The sequence below is a fragment of the Pseudomonas cistanchae genome (genome assembly GCF_054483635.1).
The window spans coordinates 197,074-220,762 of the sequence record NZ_JBTLWN010000002.1 but is presented as its reverse complement, the minus strand read 5'-3'; the positions used below and the strand labels follow the sequence as shown (position 1 = coordinate 220,762).

Annotated in this window: 17 protein-coding genes and 1 pseudogene; 8 read left to right on the top strand and 10 right to left on the bottom strand. The window is 60.3% G+C overall.

The genetic code is table 11. From position 1 onward, the window contains the following. Positions 1 to 173 precede the first annotated feature (173 nt). From ACX0MV_RS07935 to ACX0MV_RS07910, 6 genes are all read left to right on the top strand, one after another. Positions 174 to 1,517, top strand: coding sequence for an alanine/glycine:cation symporter family protein (locus ACX0MV_RS07935; RefSeq protein ID WP_458981955.1), 1,344 nt, complete (start codon positions 174 to 176; stop codon positions 1,515 to 1,517). A gap of 121 nt (positions 1,518 to 1,638) precedes the next feature. Continuing rightward, on the top strand, positions 1,639 to 2,139 hold the full coding sequence (gene tpx / locus ACX0MV_RS07930) for a thiol peroxidase (RefSeq protein ID WP_458981954.1): 501 nt from the start codon (positions 1,639 to 1,641) through the stop codon (positions 2,137 to 2,139). 163 nt (positions 2,140 to 2,302) lie between these two features. Then, positions 2,303 to 3,511, top strand: a complete 1,209-nt coding sequence (locus tag ACX0MV_RS07925; protein ID WP_458981953.1) for an MdtA/MuxA family multidrug efflux RND transporter periplasmic adaptor subunit — start codon at positions 2,303 to 2,305, stop codon at positions 3,509 to 3,511. Continuing rightward, the gene (locus tag ACX0MV_RS07920) at positions 3,508 to 6,606 is read left to right on the top strand and encodes an MdtB/MuxB family multidrug efflux RND transporter permease subunit (protein ID WP_458981952.1); all 3,099 of its coding nucleotides are present in this window, start codon (positions 3,508 to 3,510) and stop codon (positions 6,604 to 6,606) included. Before ACX0MV_RS07925 ends, ACX0MV_RS07920 begins: the two co-directional genes overlap by 4 nt. Continuing rightward, positions 6,603 to 9,710, top strand: coding sequence for a multidrug efflux RND transporter permease subunit (locus tag ACX0MV_RS07915; protein WP_458981951.1), 3,108 nt, complete (start codon positions 6,603 to 6,605; stop codon positions 9,708 to 9,710). The genes ACX0MV_RS07920 and ACX0MV_RS07915 overlap by 4 nt, the downstream gene beginning before the upstream one ends. Positions 9,711 to 9,837: 127 nt before the next feature. Further along, positions 9,838 to 11,301, top strand: a complete 1,464-nt coding sequence (locus tag ACX0MV_RS07910) for an efflux transporter outer membrane subunit (protein WP_458981950.1) — start codon at positions 9,838 to 9,840, stop codon at positions 11,299 to 11,301. A 578-nt stretch (positions 11,302 to 11,879) separates the two neighbouring features. Here ACX0MV_RS07910 and ACX0MV_RS07905 read toward each other — a convergent pair. The 10 genes from ACX0MV_RS07905 to ACX0MV_RS07860 form a co-directional block, all read right to left on the bottom strand. Then, entirely contained in the window at positions 11,880 to 12,884 is a 1,005-nt protein-coding gene (locus ACX0MV_RS07905; RefSeq protein ID WP_458981949.1) for a TRAP transporter substrate-binding protein, read from the bottom strand. 181 nt (positions 12,885 to 13,065) lie between these two features. Beyond that, entirely contained in the window at positions 13,066 to 14,346 is a 1,281-nt protein-coding gene (locus ACX0MV_RS07900; protein ID WP_458981948.1) for a glycosyltransferase, read from the bottom strand. Positions 14,347 to 14,432: 86 nt separating this feature from the next. Further along, a complete protein-coding gene (locus ACX0MV_RS07895; RefSeq protein WP_458981947.1) occupies positions 14,433 to 14,939 on the bottom strand; it encodes a disulfide bond formation protein B in 507 nt (168 codons plus the stop codon). Between the two features lie 192 nt (positions 14,940 to 15,131). After that, positions 15,132 to 16,934, bottom strand: a complete 1,803-nt coding sequence (locus ACX0MV_RS07890; protein WP_458981946.1) for a 7TM diverse intracellular signaling domain-containing protein — start codon at positions 16,932 to 16,934, stop codon at positions 15,132 to 15,134. Between the two features lie 92 nt (positions 16,935 to 17,026). Beyond that, positions 17,027 to 17,584 carry a Gar/GrdA family gentamicin resistance ATP-binding protein gene (locus ACX0MV_RS07885; RefSeq protein ID WP_458981945.1) on the bottom strand — a complete coding sequence of 186 codons (558 nt, stop codon included), beginning with the start codon at positions 17,582 to 17,584 and terminating at the stop codon, positions 17,027 to 17,029. Positions 17,585 to 17,605: 21 nt separating this feature from the next. Further along, positions 17,606 to 18,262, bottom strand: a complete 657-nt coding sequence (locus ACX0MV_RS07880) for a glutathione S-transferase family protein (RefSeq protein ID WP_458981944.1) — start codon at positions 18,260 to 18,262, stop codon at positions 17,606 to 17,608. Further along, positions 18,255 to 18,737, bottom strand: a complete 483-nt coding sequence (locus ACX0MV_RS07875; protein WP_458981943.1) for a VOC family protein — start codon at positions 18,735 to 18,737, stop codon at positions 18,255 to 18,257. Before ACX0MV_RS07875 ends, ACX0MV_RS07880 begins: the two co-directional genes overlap by 8 nt. Further along, entirely contained in the window at positions 18,734 to 19,543 is an 810-nt protein-coding gene (locus ACX0MV_RS07870) for a VOC family protein (protein ID WP_458981942.1), read from the bottom strand. Before ACX0MV_RS07870 ends, ACX0MV_RS07875 begins: the two co-directional genes overlap by 4 nt. A gap of 14 nt (positions 19,544 to 19,557) precedes the next feature. Beyond that, on the bottom strand, positions 19,558 to 19,932 hold the full coding sequence (locus tag ACX0MV_RS07865; protein WP_458981941.1) for a DUF1428 domain-containing protein: 375 nt from the start codon (positions 19,930 to 19,932) through the stop codon (positions 19,558 to 19,560). 876 nt (positions 19,933 to 20,808) lie between these two features. Further along, complete coding sequence (locus tag ACX0MV_RS07860) at positions 20,809 to 21,468, bottom strand: hypothetical protein (protein WP_458981940.1); 660 nt, start codon at positions 21,466 to 21,468, stop codon at positions 20,809 to 20,811. Between the two features lie 148 nt (positions 21,469 to 21,616). On the opposite strand from ACX0MV_RS07860, the pseudogene ACX0MV_RS07855 reads away from it, so the two are divergent. Together ACX0MV_RS07855 and ACX0MV_RS07850 are read left to right on the top strand one after the other, a co-directional pair. Then, positions 21,617 to 21,909, top strand: a pseudogene (locus tag ACX0MV_RS07855) (IS110 family transposase); the annotation flags it as partial. Between the two features lie 350 nt (positions 21,910 to 22,259). Further along, a complete protein-coding gene (locus ACX0MV_RS07850) occupies positions 22,260 to 23,534 on the top strand; it encodes an ApeA N-terminal domain 1-containing protein (RefSeq protein WP_458981939.1) in 1,275 nt (424 codons plus the stop codon). Positions 23,535 to 23,689 lie beyond the last annotated feature (155 nt).

Here is a 23,689-nt window from a genome sequence, read left to right as displayed (position 1 = left end):
GTCCCTTTGTAACTATTCATATACTGGCGCCCCCAATGCCTGGACGGTTCACCACGACGGTGCAGGCTTTGCGCGATCGGTGTTCGGTGGCTGCCAACAATCTGCCTATCCGGCAATCGAGCAAGCGATGGGTATCAAACCTCGCGTCTATTACAAGAATAAGGAACCTTTAGATGGAATCCCTGAATACTCTGGTTAACAGCATCAACGGTTTGGTCTGGGGCCCGCCCATGCTGGTGTTGATCCTCGGCACGGGCCTGTTCTTGATGCTGCGTCTGAAGTTCATGCCGCTGAGCAAGATAGGCGCGGGCTTCAGCCTGATGTGGCAAGGCCGCAAGAAGGACGACGACGCCAGCGGCGAAATCAGCCCGTTCCAGGCGCTGATGACCTGCCTGGCCGCCACCGTGGGTACCGGCAATATCGCTGGTGTGGCCACTGCGATTTTCCTTGGCGGCCCGGGTGCGCTGTTCTGGATGTGGTGCACCGCACTGGTCGGCATGGCCACCAAGTACTGCGAAGTGGTGTTGGCGGTGCATTACCGCGAGAAGGATGAGCGCGGCGAGCACGTCGGCGGTCCGATGTACGCGATCAAGAACGGCCTGGGCAAGAAGTGGCTGTGGCTGGGTACCGCGTTCGCCATCTTCGGCGGCTTCGCCGGCTTCGGCATCGGCAACATGGTTCAGGTCAACAGCATGGCCGCAGCCCTGCAAACCACCTTCAACGTTCCGCTGTGGGTCACTGGCGTGGTCACCATGGTCATCACCGGCCTGGTAATCCTGGGTGGTATCAAGCGCATCGGCAAGGTCGCCGCGACCCTTGTGCCGTTCATGTGCGTGGCTTATATCGTTGCTTCCCTGGTGGTGTTGGTGGTGTTCGCCGAAGCGATTCCCGCCGCGTTCGATCTGATCTTCACCCACGCCTTTACCCCGGTTGCGGCAACTGGCGGTTTCGCTGGTGCAGCGGTGATGGCGGCCATTCGCTTCGGCGTTGCCCGCGGCATCTTCTCCAACGAAGCAGGCCTGGGGACTGCCGGTATCGCTCAGGCGGCCGGTACCACCAACAGCCCGGTTCGCTCGGGCATGATCGGCATGATCGGTACTTTCATCGACACCATCATCATCTGCTCAATGACTGGCCTGGCGATCATCTGCTCCGGCGTCTGGACCACTGGCGAAAGCGGTGCCGCCCTGTCGGCTGCAGCCTTCGAGTCGGCCATGCCGGGCGTCGGCGGAATCGTTCTGAGCCTGGCGCTGGTGGTGTTTGCCTTCACCACCATCCTTGGCTGGAGCTACTACGGCGAACGCTGCTGGGAATACCTGGTAGGCACTAAGGCCATCATGCCGTTCCGCATCCTCTGGGTGCTTGCCGTGCCCTTCGGCGCGATTGCCCAGCTGGACTTCGCCTGGCTGCTGGCCGACACCCTCAATGGCCTGATGGCGATCCCCAACCTGCTGTCGCTGCTGCTGCTCAGCCCGGTCGTGGTCAAGCTGACCAAGGATCATTTCGCCAAGCGCTAGGCGCGTTAATCGCCAGGGCGATAGTCGTTGAACTGGAGAAAGCCCCGCCAAACGGGGCTTTTTCATGCCTGGCATGCTTTACTCCGCAACGCCTTTCAATCCCAACAATGAGGACAATCCAATGGCTCAAGTAAATCTGCGTGGCAATCCGGTCGACGTCGCCGGCGAGTTGCCGAAGGTCGGTCAGCAAGCACCTGCGTTTACCCTGGTTGGCGCCGGTCTAGCCGATGTCAGCCTGAGCAGCCTGGCCGGCAAGCGCAAAGTGCTGAATATTTTCCCGAGCGTCGACACGCCGACCTGCGCCACCTCGGTACGCACTTTCAACAGCAAGGCGAGCACCTTGGACAACACCGTGGTGCTGTGCATTTCGGCTGACCTGCCGTTCGCCCAGGCGCGTTTCTGCGGCGCCGAAGGTCTGGAAAACGTGATCAATCTGTCGACCATGCGCGGCGCCGAGTTTCTCGAAAACTACGGCGTGGCACTGGTGAGCGGCCCGCTGGCAGGCGTTTCCGCCCGCGCGGTGGTGGTGCTCGACGAGCAGGACAAGGTGCTGCACAGCGAGCTGGTCGCCGAGATCGGCAGCGAGCCGAACTACGAGGCAGCCCTGGCCGCGCTCAAGTAATACCCGGACATACAACCCAAACGGCCTGCATTTGCAGGCCGTTTTCATTTGTGGATCAGTGAGTTAGATACGTAAGCAAAAGGTAAATTGGCGGTAAAGAGGCTTTGCTTCACGCAGCACACTGCTTATCGTTCACGCTCTCCAAGGAAGCGACCCCTAAATCATGTCCGACGTACAACACAGCACCCGTCCATCACGCTCAAGACAGTGGCTGATCGGCCTGATTCTGCTCGCCGCACTGATCGGCCTGCTCGTGTGGTTCTGGCCAAGCCCGGAAAAACCAGCGCAAGGGGGCCGTTGGGGCGATGGCGGGCCAGTGCCGGTGCGCGTGACCTCGGTCGAACAGAGCGACTTTGCCATCGAGCTGAAAGCCCTCGGCACGGTAACGGCCTACAACACGGTGAACATCCGCAGCAGGGTCGACGGCGAACTGGTCAAGGTGCTGTTCGAGGATGGCCAACGGGTGAAGAAGGGGGACCTGCTCGCTGTGATCGATCCTCGCGCCTATGAGGTCGCCCTGCAGATGGCCCAGGGTGCCCTGCAGGAGAACCAGGCGCAGCTTAAGAACGCTGAAATCGACCTGGCCCGTTATCGCGGCCTGTACGCGGAAGACTCCATCGCCAAGCAGACCCTCGATACCCAGGAAGCGCTGGTCAACCAGTACCGCGGCACGCTCAAGAGTGATCAGGCGGCTGTCGCCGAAGCCAAGTTGAATCTGGACTTCACCCAGATCCGTGCGCCCATCGACGGCCGCCTGGGCTTGCGTCAGGTCGATGTCGGCAACCTGGTCAGTTCCGGCGACACCGTACCCCTGGTGGTCATCACCCAGACGCTGCCCATCTCGGTGATGTTCACCCTGCCGGAGGCCGACCTGCCGGCCGTGCTGCAACAGGTGCGCGGCGAAAAGCGCCAGCTGACGGTCGAGGCCTGGAACCGCAGCGAAAGCGCACGCCTGGCCAGCGGCGTGCTGGACAGCCTGGACAACCAGATCGACACCGCGACCGGCACGGTAAAGCTCAAGGCGCGTTTCGAGAACGCCGAGGAGCTGCTGTTTCCCAACCAGTTCGTCAATGTGCGCCTGCGCGTCGACACCCGTGAAAACGCTATTGTCGTGCCGTCGGCGGCCATGCAGTTCGGCGCCAACGGCACCTTCGTCTACGTCGTCGACGAGCAGAGCAAGGTCCAGGTCAGGCCCATTGTTGCCGGCCCGAGCAATGGCGAGCTGACGCTGATCGAAGAGGGCATCCAGGTTGGCGAACGCCTGGTGCTCGAAGGCACTGACCGCCTGCGCAACGGCGCTGCCGTCGAGGTGATCGGCGAAGGCCCGGCGCCGGCGCTCGAGCAGGCCGCCACAGCGCCTATCGACGCATGAACGCCTCCCGCCTGTTTATCCTGCGTCCGGTCGCTACCACGCTGTTGATGGTGGCGATCTTCATAAGCGGGGTGATCGCCTATCGCCTGCTGCCGGTCTCGGCCCTGCCGGAGGTCGATTACCCGACCATCCGCGTGATGACCCTGTACCCAGGCGCGAGCCCGGATGTGATGACCAGTGCCGTCACCGCGCCGCTGGAACGGCAATTCGGCCAGATGGCCGGCCTGAGCCAGATGTCGTCTTCCAGTTCCGGCGGCGCTTCGGTGATCACCCTGCGCTTCAACCTCGACATGGCCCTCGATGTTGCCGAGCAGGAAGTCCAGGCGGCGATCAACGGCGCCACCAACCTGCTGCCCGGCGACCTGCCGGCGCCGCCGGTGTACAACAAGGTCAACCCGGCCGACACGCCGGTCATGACCCTGGCGATCAGCTCCAAGACCTTGCCCTTGCCGCAGATCTTCGACCTGGTGGACACCCGCCTGGCGCAGAAGCTTGCGCAAACCAGCGGCGTCGGTCTGGTCACCCTGGCCGGTGGCCAGCGGCCTGCCGTGCGTATCCGGGTCAACCCGGAAGCCCTGGCGGCCTATGGCCTGAATCTGTCCGATGTGCGCGAGCTGATCACCGCGAGCAACGTCAACCAGCCGAAAGGCAATTTCGACGGCCCAACCCGCGTTTCTCAGCTCGATGCCAACGACCAGCTGAAGTCGCCGCAGGAATACCGCGAGCTGATCCTCAGCCATGAAAACGGCGCCGCCCTGCGCCTGAAGGACGTCGCCCAGGTCATCGACGGCGCGGAGAACAACCGGCTGGCCGCCTGGGCCAATCGCAACGAGGCGGTGCTGATCAACGTACAGCGCCAGCCCGGCGCCAACGTTATCGAGGTGGTGGACCGCATCCAGGCGCTGCTGCCGAACCTGACCAAGGGCTTGCCGGCCAGCGTCGAAGTCAGCGTACTGACTGATCGCACCCAGACCATCCGCGCGGCGGTGCGCGACGTGCAACACGAGCTGCTGCTGGCCATCGCCCTGGTGGTGCTGGTGACCTTTCTGTTTCTGCGCAAACTGTCGGCGACCATCATCCCGTCAATCGTGGTGCCGCTGTCGCTGATCGGCACTTTCGGCGTGATGTACCTGGCCGGCTTCACCATCAACAACCTGACGCTGATGGCGCTGACCATCGCCACCGGCTTCGTGGTGGACGACGCCATCGTCATGCTGGAGAACATCGCCCGCCATCTTGAGGAAGGCGAAACGCCGCTCAACGCGGCGCTCAAGGGTGCTCGGCAAATTGGCTTTACCCTGGTTTCACTGACCATCTCGCTGATCGCCGTGCTGATTCCGCTGCTGTTCATGGCCGACGTGGTGGGGCGCCTGTTCCGCGAGTTCGCCGTCACCCTGGCGGTGGCCATTTTGATTTCCCTTGTGGTGTCGCTGACCCTGACGCCGATGATGTGCGCGCGCCTGCTCAAGCACGAACCGGAGGAACAGCAGAGTCGTTTCTACCGAGCCAGCGGCGCATTTCTCGACCGCCTGATCGCCCGCTATGGCGTCTGGCTGCAATGGGTGTTGAAGCATCAGCTGCTGACCCTGCTGGTCGCGCTCGGCACCATGGCCCTGACCGTGGTGCTGTACCTGGCGGTGCCCAAGGGCTTCTTCCCGGTCCAGGACACCGGGGTGATCCAGGGCATTTCCGAGGCGCCGCAGTCGATTTCCTTCAGTGCCATGAGCGAACGTCAACAGCGCCTGGCCGACGTGATCCTGCAGGACCCGGCCGTTATCAGCCTGTCGTCCTACATCGGTGTGGATGGCGACAATCCGACGCTGAACAGCGGGCGCATGCTGATCAACCTAAAGCCCCACGCCGAACGCGACGTCACCGCCAGCCAGGTGATCGAGCGACTACGGCCCGAATTGAGGAAGCTCACGGGCATCGAACTGTTTTTGCAGCCGGTGCAGGACCTGACCATCGAGGATCGGGTCAGCCGCACCCAGTTCCAGTTCAGCATGGAGTCGCCGGAGCAGCCGCTGCTCGATGAGTGGGTGCCCAAGCTGGGCGCCGCACTGCGCGAACAGCCGCAACTCACCGACGTCGCCAGCGACCTGCAGACCCGCGGCCTGCAAGTGTTTCTGCAGATCGACCGGGACATGGCCGGGCGCCTCGGCGTGAGCGTCGCGGCAATCGACGATGCGCTTTACGACGCCTTTGGCCAGCGGCAGATTTCGACCATCTATACCCAGGCCAGCCAGTACCGGGTGGTGCTGGAAAGCCAGAACGGCGGCAGTATTGGCCCGGCCGCATTACGCCAGATCCACGTGGCGACCGCCGATGGCAGCCAGGTGCCGCTGTCGTCGCTGGCGCGTATCGAGGAGCGCGCCGCCAGCCTGCTGATCAACCATATCGGCCAGTTCCCGGCGGCAACCCTGTCGTTCAACCTGGCTGAAGGCGTCGCACTGGGCGAAGCGGTGGCGGTGATCGAGCAGGTGCAACAGGACATCGGCCTGCCGGCTGGCGTACAGACCCAGTTCCAGGGCGCCGCCGAGGCGTTTCGCGCGTCCCTGTCGAGCACGCTGCTGCTGATTCTGGCGGCGATCGTCACCATGTACATCGTGCTGGGCGTGCTTTACGAGAGCTATATCCACCCGATCACCATCCTCTCGACCTTGCCCTCTGCGGGCGTTGGCGCCTTGCTCGCGCTGCTGCTGACCGGCAACGACCTGGGCCTGATCGCGATCATCGGCATCATCCTGCTGATCGGCATCGTCAAGAAGAACGCGATCATGATGATTGACTTCGCCCTCGACGCCGAACGCAACCAGGGCATGCAGCCCGAGGCGGCGATCTACCAGGCCGCGCTGCTGCGCTTCCGGCCGATTCTGATGACCACCCTGGCCGCGCTGTTCGGCGCGGTTCCGCTGATGCTGGCGTCCGGTTCCGGTGCGGAACTGCGTCAGCCGCTGGGCCTGGTGATGGTCGGCGGGCTGTTGCTCAGCCAGGTGCTGACGCTGTTCACCACGCCGGTGATCTACCTGTATTTCGACCGTCTTTCGCGCCATATCAGTGGCCGTAGCGCCGCCGGGCTCGTGGTCAGCCGATGAACCTGTCCGCGCCTTTTATTCGCCGGCCGGTGGCGACGCTGCTGCTCAGCCTGGCAATCCTGCTGCTGGGTAGCGTCAGCTTCGGCCTGCTGCCGGTGGCGCCGCTGCCGCAGATGGACTTTCCGACCATCACCGTGCAGGCCAGCCTGCCGGGCGCCAGCCCGCAGATCATGGCCTCCAGCGTCGCCACGCCGCTGGAGCGCTCGCTCGGCACCATCGCCGGCATCAGTCAGATGAACAGCCGAAGCAGCCAGGGCAACACGCGGATCATGATCCAGTTCGACCTGGACAAGGACATCAACGGCGCCGCACGCGAGGTGCAGGCGGCGATCAACGCAGCCCGCGAACTGCTGCCCAGCGGCATGCGCAGCATGCCCACCTACCGCAAGGTGAATCCGTCCCAGGCGCCGATCATGGTCCTGTCGCTGACCTCTGAGGTGCTCGACAAGGGGCAGCTGTACGACGTGGCCTCGACCATCCTGGCGCAGAAGCTGTCGCAGGTAACCGGCGTCGGCGAGGTGCAGATCGGCGGCAGCTCCTTGCCAGCGGTGCGCGTCGCCCTGGAACCGCGGCTGCTCGACCAATACGGCATCGCCCTGGATGAGGTGCGCCAGGCCATCAGCGCGGCCAATGCGAAACGGCCGAAGGGCGCGGTGGAGCAGGGCGACCGGCACTGGCAGGTGCAGGCCAGCGACCAGCTGGAAAAGGCCGCCGATTACGAGCCCATGATCATCCGCTACCAGGACGGCGCGGCGGTGCGCCTGGGCGATGTGGCAAGCATCAGCGATGGCGTCGAGGATCGCTACAACAGCGGTTTCTACAACGATGAACAGGCTGTGCTGCTGGTGATCAATCGGCAGACCGGGGCGAATATCCTGGAAACCATCGACAGCATTCGCGCGCAGCTGCCGGCGCTGCGAGCCGTGATGCCCGCCAGCATCGACCTGGCGGTGGCGATGGACCGCTCGCCGGTGATCCGTGCGACCTTGCTGGAAGCCGAACATACCCTGCTGATCGCCGTGGTGCTGGTGATTCTGGTGGTGTTCGCCTTCCTCGGTCGCTGGCGAGCGGCGCTGATCCCGGCGCTGGCAGTGCCGGTGTCGCTGGTGGGCACGTTCGCCGTGATGTACCTGCTCGGTTTTTCGTTGAACAACCTGTCGCTGATGGCGCTGATCATCGCCACCGGCCTGGTGGTCGACGACGCCATCGTCGTGCTGGAAAACATCTCGCGGCACATTGAGGCCGGCGCCACGCCGATGGACGCCGCGTTCAAGGGTGCCCGCGAAGTCGGCTTCACGCTGCTGTCGATGAACGTGTCGCTGGTGGCGGTGTTCCTGTCCATCCTGTTCATGGGCGGCATTGTCGAGCGGCTGTTCCGCGAATTTTCCATCACCCTGGCCGTGGCGATCGTGGTGTCGCTGGTGGTCTCGCTGACGCTGACACCGATGCTCTGCGCGCGCTGGCTCAAGGCCGAGGACGCGGAGCGACCGCCCAACGCCATGCAGCAGTTCGGCGAACGGGTGCAGAAGCGCGTGCTCGGCGCCTATCAGCGCAGCCTGGACTGGGCGCTGCGCCATTCCCTGCTGATGCTGTTCAGCCTGATCGCGACCGTCGCGCTTAACGTGTTTCTGTTCGTCAGCGTGCCCAAGACGTTTCTCCCGCAGCAGGACACCGGCCAGCTGATCGGCATGATCCGCGGCGACGACGGCCTGTCGTTTCAAGTGATGCAGCCGAAGATGGAGATCTACCGCCGCGCCGTGCTCGCCGATCCGGCCGTGGAAAGCGTCGCGGGCTTTATCGGCGGCTCCGGCGGTATCAACAACGCCTTCATGATCGTGCGCTTGAAGCCGCTGACCGAGCGCGGCGTGTCGGCCCAGGAGGTGATCAACCGCCTGCGCAAGACCACGCCGAAAGTCGCCGGCGGGCGGATGTTCCTGATGCCCGATCAGGACCTGCAGATTGGCGGCCGCGAAGGCCGCAGCTCGGAGAACGAGTACATGCTGCTGTCCGGCGATCTCGACCTGCTGCGCATCTGGCTGCCACGGGTGCGCGAAGCGCTGCGGGTATTGCCCGAGCTGACCGACATCGATGCTCAGGAAGCCGAAGGCGCACAACAGATTCGTCTGGTGGTGGACCGCGACACGGCGGCCCGCCTGGGCGTGGACATGAGCATGATCACTGGCGTGCTCAACAACGCCTTCAGCCAGCGGCAGGTCTCGACCATCTACGACAGCCTCAACCAGTACAGCGTGGTGATGGAGATCAACCCGCGCTACGCGCAATACCCGGAAGCGCTCGACCAGATCCAACTGATCAGCGCCGATGGCAGCCGCGTGCCGCTGTCGACCTTCGCCCGCTGGGAGCGCAGCCTGGAAGAGGATCGGGTCAATCACCAGGGTCAGTTCGCCTCGGAGAACATCGGTTTTTCCCTGGCCGAAGGCGTCTCTCTGGAGCAGGCGACGCAAGCGATCGAACGCGCGGTGGCCAAGGTCGGCCTGCCAACCGACGTGCAGGGCATGCTCGGTGGCACGGGCGCGGCCTTCCAGGAAACCCAGGACAACCAGCCGTGGATGATCCTGATGGCACTAATCGTCGTGTACATCGTGCTGGGCATTCTCTACGAGAGCTACATCCACCCGCTGACGATCCTCTCGACCCTGCCGTCAGCCGGGGTTGGTGCCTTGCTCGCGCTGCAACTGCTCAACACCGAGTTCAGTCTGATCTCGCTGCTCGGGCTGTTTCTGCTGATCGGCATCGTCAAGAAGAACGCGATTCTGATGATCGATCTGGCCTTGCAGCTGGAACGCCAGGATCACCTGACGCCCGAGGAATCGATCCGCCAGGCCTGCCTGCTGCGCTTCCGGCCGATCATGATGACCACGCTGGCAGCGCTGCTCGGCGCCTTGCCGCTGATGCTGGGCAGCGCCGAAGGTTCGGAAATGCGTCAGCCGCTGGGCATCACCATCGTCGGCGGGCTGATCCTCAGCCAGCTGCTGACGCTGTACACCACCCCGGTGGTTTACCTCTACTTCGACCGCCTGCGCCACCGCGTCAACCGCTGGCGCGGCGTACGCAGCGACGCCGCTCTGGAAACCCCGTTATGACCGGGGCCAGGGGCGTTGCACTTCGTAGGGTGCGCCGTGCGCACCAGCGGTTTATGAACGCATGTCTGGTGCGCGCGGCGCACCCTACGGTTGCTCAATATGCATCACCTGATTGGTACATAGCCTTATGAACGCCCTAGCCATCTACCGTTTACCCACCGTGCTTGCCCTGAGCCTGGCGCTTAGCGCCTGTACCCTTGGCCCGGACTATCAGCGCCCGGATCTGCCGACGCCGGCGCAGTTCAAACAGATCGAGGGCTGGACGCTGGCGACCCCGAGCGACGCCCTGGAGCGCGGCGCCTGGTGGGAGCTGTACGGCGATGACGAACTCAACGCGCTGGTCGCCCGGCTGAACATCTCGAACCAGAACCTGGCCGCCAGCGAAGCGCAGTACCGCCAGGCCCGCGCCCTGGTGCGCGGCGCACGGGCGGCGTTCTACCCGAGCCTGTCAGCGGGCGCCGGGGTGACCCGCAGCGGGCAGGGTACGGGCAGTCAATCCAGCGGTAGTTCCAGCGCCGATTTCAGCAGCAGCTCGGGCGTGTCCAACAGCTACGAGGCCAGCCTGAATGCAGCCTGGGAGCTGGACATCTGGGGCAAGCTGCGCCGCTCGCTGGAATCCAGCGACGCCAGCTTCCAGGCCAGCGCTGCGGACCTAGCGGCGCTCAAGCTGAGCCTGCAGGCCGAACTGGTGCAAACCTACCTACAACTGCGCGTACTCGACGACCAGCAGCGCCTGCTCGATGCCACGGTCGCCGCCTACGCCCGCTCGTTGCGGCTGACGGAGAACCAGTACAACGCCGGCATCGTGCCGAAATCCGACGTCAGTCAGGCACTGACCCAGCTCAAGAGCACCCAGGCCCAGGCCATCGACCTCACCTGGCAACGGGCGCAGCTGGAGCACGCGATTGCTGTGCTGGTCGGGGTGCCGCCGAGCGAGCTGAGCATCGCGTCGCGCGAGTTGCTGCCGACGCTGCCACAGATTCCCGTGGCGCTGCCGTCGCAACTGCTGGAGCGCCGCCCGGATGTCGCCGCAGCGGAACGCCGGGTGATTGCCGCCAATGCGGAAATCGGCGTCGCGGAGGCGGCGTGGTATCCAGACCTGAGCATCTCCGCCAGCGGCGGTTACCGCGGCAGCAGCTTTGCCGATTGGGTCAATCTGCCCAATCGCTTCTGGTCCCTCGGCCCGCAACTGGCGTTGACCCTGTTCGATGGCGGCGCCCGCACTGCCGAACTGGAGCGCAGCGAGGCGTTCTACGACCAGACCGTGGCGCAATACCGCCAGGCCGTGCTCGACAGCTTTCGTGAGGTAGAGGATTACCTGGTGCAGCTGCGCGTGCTGGAACAGGAAGCAGTGGTTCAGCAGGACGCACTGGAAGCGGCGCGCGAGTCGTTGCGTTTGATCCAGAACCAGTACCAGGCGGGCACCGTCGACTTCAACAGCGTGGTCAACGTGCAAGCCACCGCGCTGAGCAACGAGCGCACCAACCTGACCCTGCTCGGCAGCCGCCTGACCGCCAGCGTGCAGCTGATTGCCGCGCTTGGCGGCGGCTGGCAGGCGGCGGATGCACCCATCGCGCAGCCGCAGCCTTAGCCGCTAACGTGTCGATCCGCCAGCCACGATGTCGTGAAGTGCACGTTATTGGCGTTCGTAGGGTGCGCCATGCGCACCTCGAGGATTATGACGTGAGCTGGTGCGCGCGGCGCACCCTACTGGATTCCTCACGCCTGATGCATCGTCAATCAACCAAAGCCCGCAACTCCGTAGGGTGCGCCATGCGCACCTTGGGGATCGTGACGTGCGCTGGTGCGCGCGGCGCACCCTACCGGATTCCTCACGCCTGATGCATCGTCAATCAACCAAAGCCTACAATTTCGTAGGGTGCGCCATGCGCACCTTGGGGATTGTGACGTGCGCTGGTGCGCGCGGCGCACTCTACTGGATTCCTCACGCCTGATGCATCGGCAGTCAACCAAAGCCTGCAACTCCGTAGGGTGCGCCATGCGCACCTCGGGGTTATGACGTGCGCTGGTGCGCGCGGCGCACCCTACCGGATTCCTCACGCCTGATGCATCGTCAATTAACCAAAGCCTGCAATTTCGTAGGGTGCGCCATGCGCACCTAGCATTGCCCCGGTGCGCGCGGCGCACCCTACCTGGGAAACCGGCGATCTAGTCGCGCTTTTTGCGGTTTACGGTTTGCGCCGCCTTGATCACGTCTTCGCCGATCACCGATTCGAACTGCTGCCACACCGGCTGCATGGCCTGACGCCAGGCGTCGCGCTGCTCGTCGGTAAGGGTGGTGATGGTGCTGCCGGCGGCTTCGATGCGCTTGCGATCGGCCTGGTTGGCAGCCTCGGCCTGACGATTTACCTCGTAGGTGACTTCATCGATCACACCCTCCAGCTCCACGCGAATATGGTGCGGGATGCCGTACCAGAAGCGCGGGTTGCTCACCAGCATGTAGTCGAGCGCGCCGTGGTTGGTTTCGGTGATGTAAGGCTGCACGGTGTGCAGTTTCTTGCTGTAGATGTTCGACCAGGGGTTTTCCGCACCCTGGACCTTGCCGCTCTTCAGCGCATCGAACACCTCGGCGAAGGGCAGCACCATCGCCGTTGCCCCCAGCTGGCTGAATTGCGCCTCAAGCACGCTGGAAGGCTGAATGCGGAAGATCAGCCCGCCCGCATCGGCTGGCACCAGCAGCGGTTTGGTCGCCGAAAGCTGCTTCATGCCGTTGTGCCAATAGGCCAAGCCGACGATGTTGTGATCTTCCATCGAGCGCAGCAGTTGCCGGCCCTTGGCGCGTTTCTGGAAGCGGTTCACCGCCTCAAGGTCATCGAACAGGAAGGGCAGGTCGAACACCTGCAGCTGCTTGGTGTATTTCTCGAACTTGGCCAGCGAGGGAGCCAGCAACTGCACCTCGTTGTTGCTCAGGGCTTCCAGTTCGTTGGCGTCGCCGTAGAGCGTGGAGTTCGGGTAGATCTCGACCTTGACCTTGCCCGGCAGGCGCTCTTCCGCCAGTTTCTTGAACAGGATCGCGCCCTGGCCCTTGGGGGTGTCATCCGCCACCACGTGGGAGAACTTGATCACGATGGGCCCCGATTCCTGGTTGGCGTAAGCCCCTGCGGAAGCCAGTACCAGCGCGCTGGTTGCGATAGCGAGTATCGACTTGAACATAGAGATCCCTTTTCTTTTTATAGGCTAAGTGTTGTTAGTACGCAGCCGCGTTATTCGCAATGCCTATGCCAGATCACCCACTTGCCTGCAGCGCCGATGGAGCGGAAAAACCTCTGTGAACTGGCGCACATGGTGTGGCGACAACCCGCCAAAAAGCCGTATTTATTCGGCGAAAATCCGCTTATTGGCGGCTTTTCGCCGCAATCCATTGCGACATGTACTGGGTGCTCTTGTGCAAGTGGTGACGCAACATGCTGCCAGTGAAATTGCTGCGCCGTTGCGCTTCGAGTTGCTCTCTTACCGTTATCAGCCGCGCGATCAACGCATCGCCCGCCTGCTCGCGGCAGAAGCGCTCGGCCAGAATCGCCGTGCCGCGCTGCTGCGCCTCATGCCACCGCTCGGCGTTCTGGTAGAGCGTAGTCGCTGCCTCGGCGAATGCGTCGGCGCTTTCGACCACAGCGCCGCCCCAGGGCAGCTCGCCGTGCATGCCCTCACTGCCGATCGCCGTGGTTACGCTGGGCGTGCCGCAGGCCATTGCGTCAGCCAGCTTGCCCTTGATACCGGCGCCAAAACGCAGCGGCGCCAGGCACACGCGGGCCTGACTCATCACCTGGTGGGCGTCCGCCGCCCAGCCGAGCACGTGGAACCCTTGCCTGGGGTTATGCAGCGCCGTTGCCTTGGGTGGCGGATAAGCGCCATACACATGCAGCTGTGCCTGCGGCAGACGCTGGCGAATCGCCGGCCACAAGCCATGTTTGAGCCACAGCACGGCGTCCCAGTTGGGCGCGTGGCGAAAATTGCCGATGCTGATGAAATGCGCGCGCGCCTCGAACGCCGGCCAGGCGGTGGCAGACGGAATCAGCATCAGCGGGCAGTGCTGCAGCAATGCCAAGGGCACGCCGAACTGGCGATGCAGCAGCTGCACCTCGAAGTCGGAGATCATCAACGTCAGGTCGCTGCGGTAGATCGCCGCGATTTCCCGCTGAGCGATAGTGCTGTCGGCAATGGCGGCAAACAGCGCATCGGGGTCAGCCGAAATTGCGCCGACCTGCTGTTTCTCCGCCTCGCTGGGGCAGCCCTGCTGTGCCTGTTTCAGCAAGCGCTGGCGGGCGTCGCGCAGGCTGTGCAGGTCGCAGGTATCGAGCACGCGCAGTGCTGCGGGGCAGACGCGCTCGACCCGCCAGGCAAATTGCTCTTCGGTGAAGAAGCGGTCAAACAGCACCATGTCCGGCTGCAGTTCGGCCAGCCACCCGTCGAAGCTGTCGCAGTTGAGCGTGATCGCAACCTCGGGCACCGCCAGGGCGCTCAGGTCGAAGCGGTGCTCGGACAGCGCCGCTGCACTGGCGAATGTGACTTGCCACCCCTGGTGGCGGAACAACTCGATCAGCTCGACCATCCGGCTGCCGGCAGCCGAAGAGCGCGGTTCTGGCCAGACATAACCGATGATCAGAACCTTGTGCATGGGCGCTTCACCATAGAACGGGAGAACGGAAGGAACGGCGGCGAAGCTGGGCCGTCAGGCGGCACGACCCAGGGGCCAAGACGCACTCAGCGGTTGAGCCGGATGGCGCGCCAGGCGGCGAGCAGTATCAGCGCGAACAGCAAGGTGACGCCCAGCAGCGTCCAGCTGGTGAAGGGCAGGCCGAGAATCGCGTAATCGTTCTGCCCGCACACCCCAGCACTCATGAATACCTCGGGCAGGTAGTCATGCAGCGGCAGATAGAAGGAGTAGAACGGGAAGGGCGAGCAGCTGAAGCTTTCCAGGATGCCGGTTTCGATCAGCACCAGGTGGGCGTTGTCGTACACCGCCATGAAACCCGCCGCCAGCAGCAGCGGCCAGATGATCAGCGTCAACCAGCGCTGGCCGATGGCCTCGCAAAGGGCGAGCAATACGCCGAGTCCGCCGCCCAGCAGCAGCCACAGGCGGATCTGCACGCACAGGGTGCAGGGCTCCCAGCCGAACTGGTGCTGCAGCAGCAACGCCGCGCCAAGCATGGCGAAGCAGGCCAATGCGATCAGCCAAAGCAGCGGGACAAGGGGTTTCTGGCGAGTCATGTAAATCTCCGGGAAAACCTGCGAAAGGCCTGACAGTCGATAAGTGCCATTGCGCTTCGGGCTGCGCTAACGCGTGAGCGGCCAGCCAAGCGAGACGAGGCGGGCAATCTTGCCATAGCGCCGAACGCTCTGCCGCCGCAAATTGCACGGGTCGCCAGCGGCAGCTCGCCGCACCAGGGCAAGCGCAGGGTCCTAGGCCAGTTTGCTGGCTTTTTTCTGCCGGTACATGGCCGCATCGGCCTGCTGCAGCAGCGTGCCTGCGTCGGGGAATACGCCATCGCTCAGGCTGATGCCGATGCTCGCGCCAACGGTCAGCAGGTTGCCGTCGAGGCTCACGGGTTGGCGAATCGCCTGGCGCAGACGTTCGCCCAGTGCATCGGCCGCAGCCTGGTCAGCGATCTGCTCGGCGACGACGATGAATTCGTCGCCACCAAAGCGCGCGACAAAGTCACTGCTGCGGGCCACGCTGCCCAACCGGTTGGCAACGACCTGCAGCAGCTGGTCACCGGCTTCGTGGCCATGGGTGTCGTTGATCGGCTTGAAGCCGTCGAGGTCGATCATGATCAGCGCCAGGGTTTCCTCGCGCCTGGCGGTGCGCAACATGGCGCTGCGCAGGTGGTGCGCCAGGCCGCTGCGATTGGCCAGCCCGGTGAGCGGGTCATGGGTGGCCATTTCCTCGAGGCGCGCATTGGCGTCGGCCAGTTCGCGGGTGCGGCTGGCAACCCGGCGTTCCAGAATCGCCTCCTGCTCGCGCAACGTTTCCAGGTTCTCCTGCTGGGCGAGTTCCTTCTGCCGCTTGAGTTCGTTGAAGCGCGCCGCCAGACCAAAGGAGAGCAACAGCATCTCCAGCGCCGAACCGACCTGCACGCTGTACATCGTCGCCAGGTTGGAGGGCAGCACGCCCAGGTTGCGCAGCGACAGCATCGTGGTGCCGAGCAGGAGCAGCAACCAGGCGACAACGAATATCCTTGCGCCGGGCACGTGCTTCAGCGCGCAACTGACGCCGCAGGAAAACAGCATGACCGCAATCAGAATGCCGAACAGCGACATCAGATAGAGCACCAGCTGCAGCGGCAATAGCAGCGAGCCCAGAATCATCAGCACGCCCGCTACCGTCCCCAGCGCAAGTGCACGGTGACAGCGGGGCGCGTAACGCGCGGTATCGAGGTAACTGCGTGCAAACAGGATTGCGAAGGTCGCCGCGAGCATGAAACCTACGGGCAGGATGCGGTGCCCTGAGAGGCCCAGGCTCGGCCACAGAAACAACGGCCCGACGCCGTTGAAGGCCAGCACGGCGGCGCTGAAGCTAAACACGAACAGCGAATAGAGCAGGAACGACACCTGGCGGATGCCGAAGTACAGCAGCAGGTTGTACAGCCCCAGCGCGAGCAGCATGCCGTAGTACGCGGCCATCACCACATAGGTACGGTCGCTCTTTTCGTAGAAGGCCTGCGACTGCCACAGGTTGGCGTTAAGCGTCTTGCTGCCTTCGGCCTGGACATGGGCATACAGGGTAACGGCTTCACCCGGCGCCAGGTGCAGCGGAAACAGCGGCAGGCGATGACGAATGGCCCGCTGCGCCGCCGGCACGGTGCCGCCCGAGTGCAATACCTCGATGCCCGTCGCACGTACCGTGTAGAGCGTGACCCGGTCCAGGTAGGCGTATTCGAACTCGAGGATGCGCTCCACCGGCACCGCCGCGACAGAGCGCACCTCCAGCTTGATCCACACATCGTCGTCGGTATAACCCAGCTGCAGCTCGCGGCGCGAGTGCACGGAGGTGAACGCCTGCTGACCTTGCACCAGGTCGCCCACCTTGAGCGCGCGGGTCTTGTCGCTGAGGTACTCCATGTGGGGATCGAGCGACACCGCTGCCTGCTCGGCGTCGACCAGCAACGTGGGGGAGGAGTGGGACGCCAGCGCACCGGTAGACAACGCCAGACTCAGGATCAGCAGGCAGCGGAAAATACGGCTGAAGACGCTGCGGTTGCTCAAACCTTTAACCCCGGTGGCTGTGCTGATAGGCCAATACTAGCAGCCGACTCTGCAGCTCGGCTGGTTTGGCTGGCAGGCCGCTTAAGCGGGGGTTATCGCAGCGCCAATCGCGTCAACATGGCCAAAACGAGTTCGTTCGGTGCAGCGGAAACGTCGAAAGGCTCGCCCAGACCTGAATCGTCTCCATCGCCCAGAATCGCCCGCTCCCTTTCGACGGTCTCCATTTCAAACTCCAGTTCGTCAATCGCCCGCGCACTCTGTCGCAGACGGATTCGCTGGAGGTTTTCCTCAACCGGCAGCACGAGCAGGAAGCAGTGAACATCCACTGCAAAACTGCCGAGCCGACGGCGCAGGTCGTCAAGCTCGTCGGCAGAATGCCAGATGTGGTTGACGATAAAGTGCCGGTAGCCGCGCTCCCAGTGATGGCCGATCAGCAACGCCAGCGTTGAGTGCAGGTACTCCAGCTCATCGTCGGGCGCCGGGTTCACCGCCACAACCTGATCGCCATCCAGCATCACGCTCTGGTCCAGCGCCTCCATCAGCACCTCGGCGAGTGTCGACTTGCCGATCCCGAGCGGACCGTTAAGCACGATCACCGAAGCACGCGGTGGCATGGCAGTTGGTTGGCTGGCGGGCAGTTCGTGGCTCATCGGCATCTTCCTGGCAACTGTTTAATCCCGGTCCGGTGCGCCGGGTGGGAAAAAATGTCTGAACGGGCGCGCGTCGTCAACACAGCGGCGAATGGACGGCCGCTGCAACAAGGCAGCGCGATAGGCGCGTAATGCGCGATGCTGCGGTGGGATTTCAAGCACCCAGTCGGCGTAGAACAGCGACGGCGCCGCGGCGCAATCCGCCAGGCTGAACGCTTCGCCACAGGCGTAACGCCTGGACTGCAAGCGGCTGTCCAGCCAGGCATAAGAGCGTTCCAGCATCGCCTTGGCCTGGGCGACCGCCCACGCATCGCGCTCGCCCGGCTCGCGCATGAAGTCGCCCACCACAACCTGGGTCGGCGACATCACGTAGTTGTCGAAAAACCGATCAAGCATGCGCACTTCCAGCGCCTGATCGGCATCTGTGGGAATCAACTGCGTCGCGCCCGGAAAATGCTGCTGCAGGTATTCGATGATGGTCGATGATTCGAACACTGCCGTGTCGCCATCGATCAGCAAGGGAAACTTGCCCTGCGGCGAGTGCATCGCCAGCCGCTGGCGGTTCTCCGGGTGATCGTCATCGACCATGCGAAATTCGAACGGCGTGGCGTTTTCATACAGCGGGATCAGCGCTTTCCAGGTGTAGGAAGAAAATGGATGGCCAAAGAGTTCAAGCATGTTCTGCATCTCCCTTGAAGGCCGCTTCAAGCGCAGCCATGTCCAGTTTGCCCATCTGCAGCATGGCCTCGGTCGCGCGCTGTGCGGCGGCACGATCGGGCGACTGCAGCAGGTCGATAAAGCGCCAGGGCACGATCTGCCAGGACAGGCCGAAACGGTCCTTCAACCAGCCGCATTGGCTCGGGCTGCCACCGTCGGCGATCAGCGCCTGCCAGAGCTTATCCGTCTCAGCCTGACTGTCGGTTTTCACCACGATGGACGCCGCTTCGCAGTGGCGAAAATGCGCGCCGCCGTTGAGAGCCTGATAGGGCACGCCCGCCAGGGTGAACTCGACCAGCAGGGCTGGCCCATGGGGTTCGGGCCGGTAGACGCTGGTGATGCACGAGTCGGCAATCAGCGAGGTGTACAGCTGCGCGGCTTGCTCGGCCGCGCCGTCGTACCACAGGCAGGTGGCTATTTTCTCGCGGGTATTCATGCCGGCTCCCTGGGGTTGCCGACGCCTACCAGCGCAAACATCGCGCCTGTAGGGTCGATGCCGTGGATGATGAACTCGCCGCCCGGAATCTCGCTGGGGCCGAATACGACCTGGCCGCCTGCGGCCGCAACCGTGTCCACCGCCTCGTCGATATTGGCGACGCGGAAGTAATAGCTCCAGAGGGCCACCGGCATGTCCGCCGGCTTCGGCATCATGGCGCCGAACACACCGCCATGGCGGAGAAACTCATAGGCGCCCATCTCGCCCATGTCCATTTCCCCATCCTTCGCCCAGCCGAACTGCGCGCTGTAAAACTGCAACGCAGCCGCCGGGTCGGGAGTGGAGAGTTCGTTCCAGGCGCAATGGCCCACCCTGGGTTTGTCGAAGGCAAACGCCAGGCTGGGTTCGTCGCTCAAACCCCGCATGATGTAGATGGGCACGCCCTGAGGGTCGGTGAAGAACGCAATGCGCCCAACGTTGGGGATATCGGTAGCCGGCATCAACTCCGTGCTGCCCGCAGCCACCGCTTTGGCCAGGCTGGCATCCACATCATCCACGGCGATATAACCCAGCCACACCGGGCGGGCGCCGCCGGAGGCCATCTCGTCGGTAATCTGCATCAGGCCGCCGACGGCAATCGCCGCGCCGGTTTGCGCATCCGGCGCCATCAGGATGCGGTAATCCATACCGGGCTGGCCGCTGTCTTCCACCTGCCAACCGAGTACATCGCTGTAAAACCGTTGGGCACGGTCCGCGTCGCTGGTCAGCAGCTCGTACCAGATAAAATCGCCGTGTTTGTTGCTCATGCTGTGCGCTCCTTTCACTTGGCCGAGAGATCGACAACCGGCACGAAGCCGCCGTAAATCATGCGCTTGCCATCGAATGGCATGGGGTTGATCTCGGGGTTCATGCGCGGGTCGGTTTTCATCAGCGCTTCCATCTTGCCGTGGGCAGCGTTTCGAGTGGCCTGGTCCGGCCACTCGATCCAGGAAAACACCACATCCTCGTCCTCGGATGCCTTAACCGCACCATAGAAGTCGGTCACGGTGCCGTGCGGCACGTCGCTCGCCCAGCACTCAAGGACGCGGGTCGCACCCATCTCCAGAAAAACCTCGTCCGCCATGCGGGCATGGTCGATAAATTTCTGTTTGTTCGCCTTGGGCACGGCCAGGACAAAACCATCGATATACGCCATTTTCCATCTCCTGCTGGGTGGGTGAATAAACACGTTCAACCCTAGTCGTTTGGAAAGCGGGGATTTCGACAGGTATGGAGAATTTTTATGTTTTTTTTGCGGATGCTTGTGAGGCGCAGCGGGTGAGTTGTCGCTGTGCCTCTGCGGAGAAATTATTAGAGGCGTGTAGGCGACTAAATTGGCCGCTTTGCTGACTATTTATTTTGTTGCAACGCATGGTTGGCTAACAGAAGCAGGCTGAGCGAAGATAAGTATAAAATCTAGTGGGTCCGCCCATAGTGATGCGCTCTCCCATTACTTCATTTCGATGTTAGGGGGCGATACTTGACCGTTTTCATCTTGATATAATGCCGCATGGTCTTCGTATCTGTAAGGTAATGAATTATTAATTGAAACCCTCTAACGAAAGTTTAAGTGGTCGCAAAAGACGATCCCGAACGAGCGAGGCGAGTGGCTTGAACCATTTTCAGGCTGCGCTTGTGATCGCTTACTCATGGTATGGGAAATACTTCTTAATGACTGGATATAGTAACCAAGCTATAAAAATTATAAATAGTGCGACTGAAATTCCGGAGTTAAAAAGTGCTTTTAAAGAAAGGTATACGAAGAAGGCGATATAGAAAAAACGGGCACCAAGAGATGTAATCTGCAGTATGGATTCTTTGTCGGGCAAGGTGAATTTAGGCGGCAATGGGTAGGGGGTTTTGCATATCGGGCACTGTTTGTCGCTATGCTTTATATGGCTAGGTCTTTCATATCTACATCTAGAGCAAATAGTTCCCATTATATCTCTCTGCGTGGTGTAACGTTTGGTTAGGGCGGACTTTAGCCTGTCCCAGTGAGCGCAGCGAAAGGTTTTACCCAATAGTTACGTGCTTAGTTAAAGTCATACCTTGTCTCCAGATAATCCATTAGCTCCTTCACTATTTTTTCTACCGAAGCCATATACTTATTCAGAAAATCATATGACACGTCAATGCGCAGTGAGGTTAGCTCAATGCCAGCGCCCGAGCGCTCAAGCTTTTTTAACTCGTCGATTTTGTCCTTGCTCATTGCAGGAAGGTTGCCATTTGCATGAGCGATACAGTTTCTAACTTTGCTTAGGGCGTTGATGTCCTTTATTGAGTGCTCAGAGATTTGGAAATCAAACTCCAGAACATGCTTCATATACTTATTAAATTTTGCAGTCAAAAAGCGGTCATTGATGTCTTTGATTGAAAGCCCTTTCTGCTCCTTTCCCTGGGCATATGAAAGTAGCTGAGTAATTGAGTTCTCAAAAATTGTATATATTGAAACTACGAGCGGAAGTTTGATTGCTCGTGGAATTTCTCCTTCGGCAATGGAGTAAATATGTTGGTATTCGTAATATTCGGATTCTGCGTATTTTATTATTTCGTTATCTAGGTAGGAAGTACACACGGCATTGATTCCGACCTCAATCTGCTTCAGATACTCTTGCATTACAAGAAGCTCAACCTTGATCTCGATCCCTGGGTAGCTAAAGTCGGTATTAAAAAGGCCTTCTAGAGAAGCCATGTGTTCACCATGACATAAAGTTTAGTTGAAGGGCGGGCTTTAGCCCATCCCGAGTGAGCGTAGCGAACGATTTGAATGCTGTAATGGACTTTCCCCACGCCATAGTTCCATACCGAGAACGGTGGTGCCTGAGATTGGGAGTGTTGTCATGAAGCGAATTGCGGTTGATCTGGCCAAGTCCGTTTACCAAGTTGCCGAGAGGGTCCGTTCTGGCCAAGTGGTTCAGCGCAAGCGGCTGAGCCTTGAGGCGTTCCGGCGATATATACAGGAGCAGGCCGAGCCGGTCGAGTGGCTGATGGAAGCCCGTGGCACGGTTTATTATCGGGACATGTGGCGCAGTCCCTAAATGGTCAGGTTAGGCTGCTCCATCCGCTATGTACGTTTCTATCGGCGGCGTAATACCGCAACGATTGTCACGCGCTGCTAGCAGCGCAACGTTGCCTGGCCAGAGCGCCGGAGCATAAACCAACTGCAACGCTGAGCAGTCCAAACCGCGGCCATATTGGTCACAGCAGAGCGGCAGTGGCCTTGGTCAACAAACTGAGTAAGCGATAGCCGTTGGCGTTGCGTTCCCAAGTCCACTTCTTCGAAGTGAAATTCGCGTACAGTGACTCAATTAAAATTCGTCGCCAGCTCGAAGATGCTTAACTAGAAACGATTCAGCGGCTTTGGCAATTACTTGAAACGGTAAAAATTGATGAGGGGCTAACTGGTCAATTTATGGATAATTATTTTTCGGGATGATTCAAGTCGATTTTAAAAAAAACTTATGAGGCTTTAAGGGATTGTACATGAGAGTGCCTGAAGACATCGTTAGGAAGGGTATGTTTTGGAAGGCTGGATGTGAAAATCGCAAGACAGCAGGGGTTTTAACTATAAAAAATGGAGGGATGTCAGAGTTAGAACTAATTGGAAGTCTCGAAGAAGATGATCTTTATGGAGTTAGTGGTGAGATAACAAATAGCTTCACTGTTTGCGGTCAGATAGATAATGATAATTTCACAACCTTGTACGGCTGCTTTTATAAGCGAAAAAGTCATAGCCTTACTAGCGGGATAAGCACCTCGATTTTGAAGTCATCAAGAGCGTTGCTGGGCATTGCTCCAGTCGATACGGATGATCAATTTAGTTACAAATCTATATATTTCGAGATGGAAAATATTGAATCGTGGATTGATATCACTGGTTTTAAGATAATAAAACCGCATAATGTCGATAAATTTTTGGTGGAGTATGAACTGCCCCCTCACATAGAGGCAACTCTACCTAATGTCGGGCGCGTCAAAATAGACTTTAATATTGGGATACCATTCAGGTTTATTAGCGAGGTCAATCTCAAACAGACCGCCGCTATTAAAATCTATCCAGAAGCGCCTATGAAAATAAATGATGCGGCCGTAGTCATCAGTAAAATCCAGCACTTTATAATATTTGCCACACAGAAAGCGTTACCTTTACGAAACGTCAAAGCCATTTTGAGTGAAGATGACTCCAGTGCTGACGAGATATCACACATAATAAAATGGTATTACGAAAGCTCCCCGTTTCAATCAGATTCAAAAAATCTGGAAAAAGAAAACCAACTTTTTACCTTGTCAGAGGTGTCTACAAATTTAGAAAGCTACCTTAAAAATTGGTTTTCCATATATCAAAAAGCCCAGCCATCATTGATGTTGTATTTTTCAGTAGTGTCTGGAGCGCACAAATACGGCGAGAGTATAAACCTTTCGATCTCTCAAGCTGCAGAAACATATCAGCGTAAGATGTCTGGAAATAAGAACTTGACATTCAGGCAGCGTATTGAAGAGTTCGTATGTCCCTTTTCTGCATTGTGCGATTTTGATATTGGTTCTTTTTTAGAATCCACTGTGAATACAAGAAATTACCTAACCCATTACAATGAAAACATAAAGAACAAGTCCGCCTCAGGGATTGATTTATATTTTCTAAACAAGAAAATACAAGACTTTATGACTTTGAATTTACTAAAAGATATTGGTTTTGACTTTTCGTTAATAGAACAGATATCCAAAGAAAGAAACTTGCTTAGCGATGGGTTCTCCTAATTCAGAGGATTGGTATGGCTACAAGCAACGCCACCCTACAAAAACTTGAATTTCATTAGCAACCAATACTTCCTCTAGCCCACTACTTATCCACCAAAAAAAAACCCACAGCAAGGAGCGGATGCCGTGGGGTCGGGAAGGGGTTGGCGTGGCCA

Coding starts and splice junctions, on each gene's coding strand:
- ACX0MV_RS07935 (WP_458981955.1), top strand. CDS start 174: ATGGAATCCCTGAATACTCTGGTTAACAGCATCAACGGTTTGGTCTGG.
- tpx (WP_458981954.1), top strand. CDS start 1,639: ATGGCTCAAGTAAATCTGCGTGGCAATCCGGTCGACGTCGCCGGCGAG.
- ACX0MV_RS07925 (WP_458981953.1), top strand. CDS start 2,303: ATGTCCGACGTACAACACAGCACCCGTCCATCACGCTCAAGACAGTGG.
- ACX0MV_RS07920 (WP_458981952.1), top strand. CDS start 3,508: ATGAACGCCTCCCGCCTGTTTATCCTGCGTCCGGTCGCTACCACGCTG.
- ACX0MV_RS07915 (WP_458981951.1), top strand. CDS start 6,603: ATGAACCTGTCCGCGCCTTTTATTCGCCGGCCGGTGGCGACGCTGCTG.
- ACX0MV_RS07910 (WP_458981950.1), top strand. CDS start 9,838: ATGAACGCCCTAGCCATCTACCGTTTACCCACCGTGCTTGCCCTGAGC.
- ACX0MV_RS07905 (WP_458981949.1), bottom strand. CDS start 12,884: ATGTTCAAGTCGATACTCGCTATCGCAACCAGCGCGCTGGTACTGGCT.
- ACX0MV_RS07900 (WP_458981948.1), bottom strand. CDS start 14,346: ATGCACAAGGTTCTGATCATCGGTTATGTCTGGCCAGAACCGCGCTCT.
- ACX0MV_RS07895 (WP_458981947.1), bottom strand. CDS start 14,939: ATGACTCGCCAGAAACCCCTTGTCCCGCTGCTTTGGCTGATCGCATTG.
- ACX0MV_RS07885 (WP_458981945.1), bottom strand. CDS start 17,584: ATGAGCCACGAACTGCCCGCCAGCCAACCAACTGCCATGCCACCGCGT.
- ACX0MV_RS07880 (WP_458981944.1), bottom strand. CDS start 18,262: ATGCTTGAACTCTTTGGCCATCCATTTTCTTCCTACACCTGGAAAGCG.
- ACX0MV_RS07875 (WP_458981943.1), bottom strand. CDS start 18,737: ATGAATACCCGCGAGAAAATAGCCACCTGCCTGTGGTACGACGGCGCG.
- ACX0MV_RS07870 (WP_458981942.1), bottom strand. CDS start 19,543: ATGAGCAACAAACACGGCGATTTTATCTGGTACGAGCTGCTGACCAGC.
- ACX0MV_RS07865 (WP_458981941.1), bottom strand. CDS start 19,932: ATGGCGTATATCGATGGTTTTGTCCTGGCCGTGCCCAAGGCGAACAAA.
- ACX0MV_RS07860 (WP_458981940.1), bottom strand. CDS start 21,468: ATGGCTTCTCTAGAAGGCCTTTTTAATACCGACTTTAGCTACCCAGGG.
- ACX0MV_RS07850 (WP_458981939.1), top strand. CDS start 22,260: ATGAGAGTGCCTGAAGACATCGTTAGGAAGGGTATGTTTTGGAAGGCT.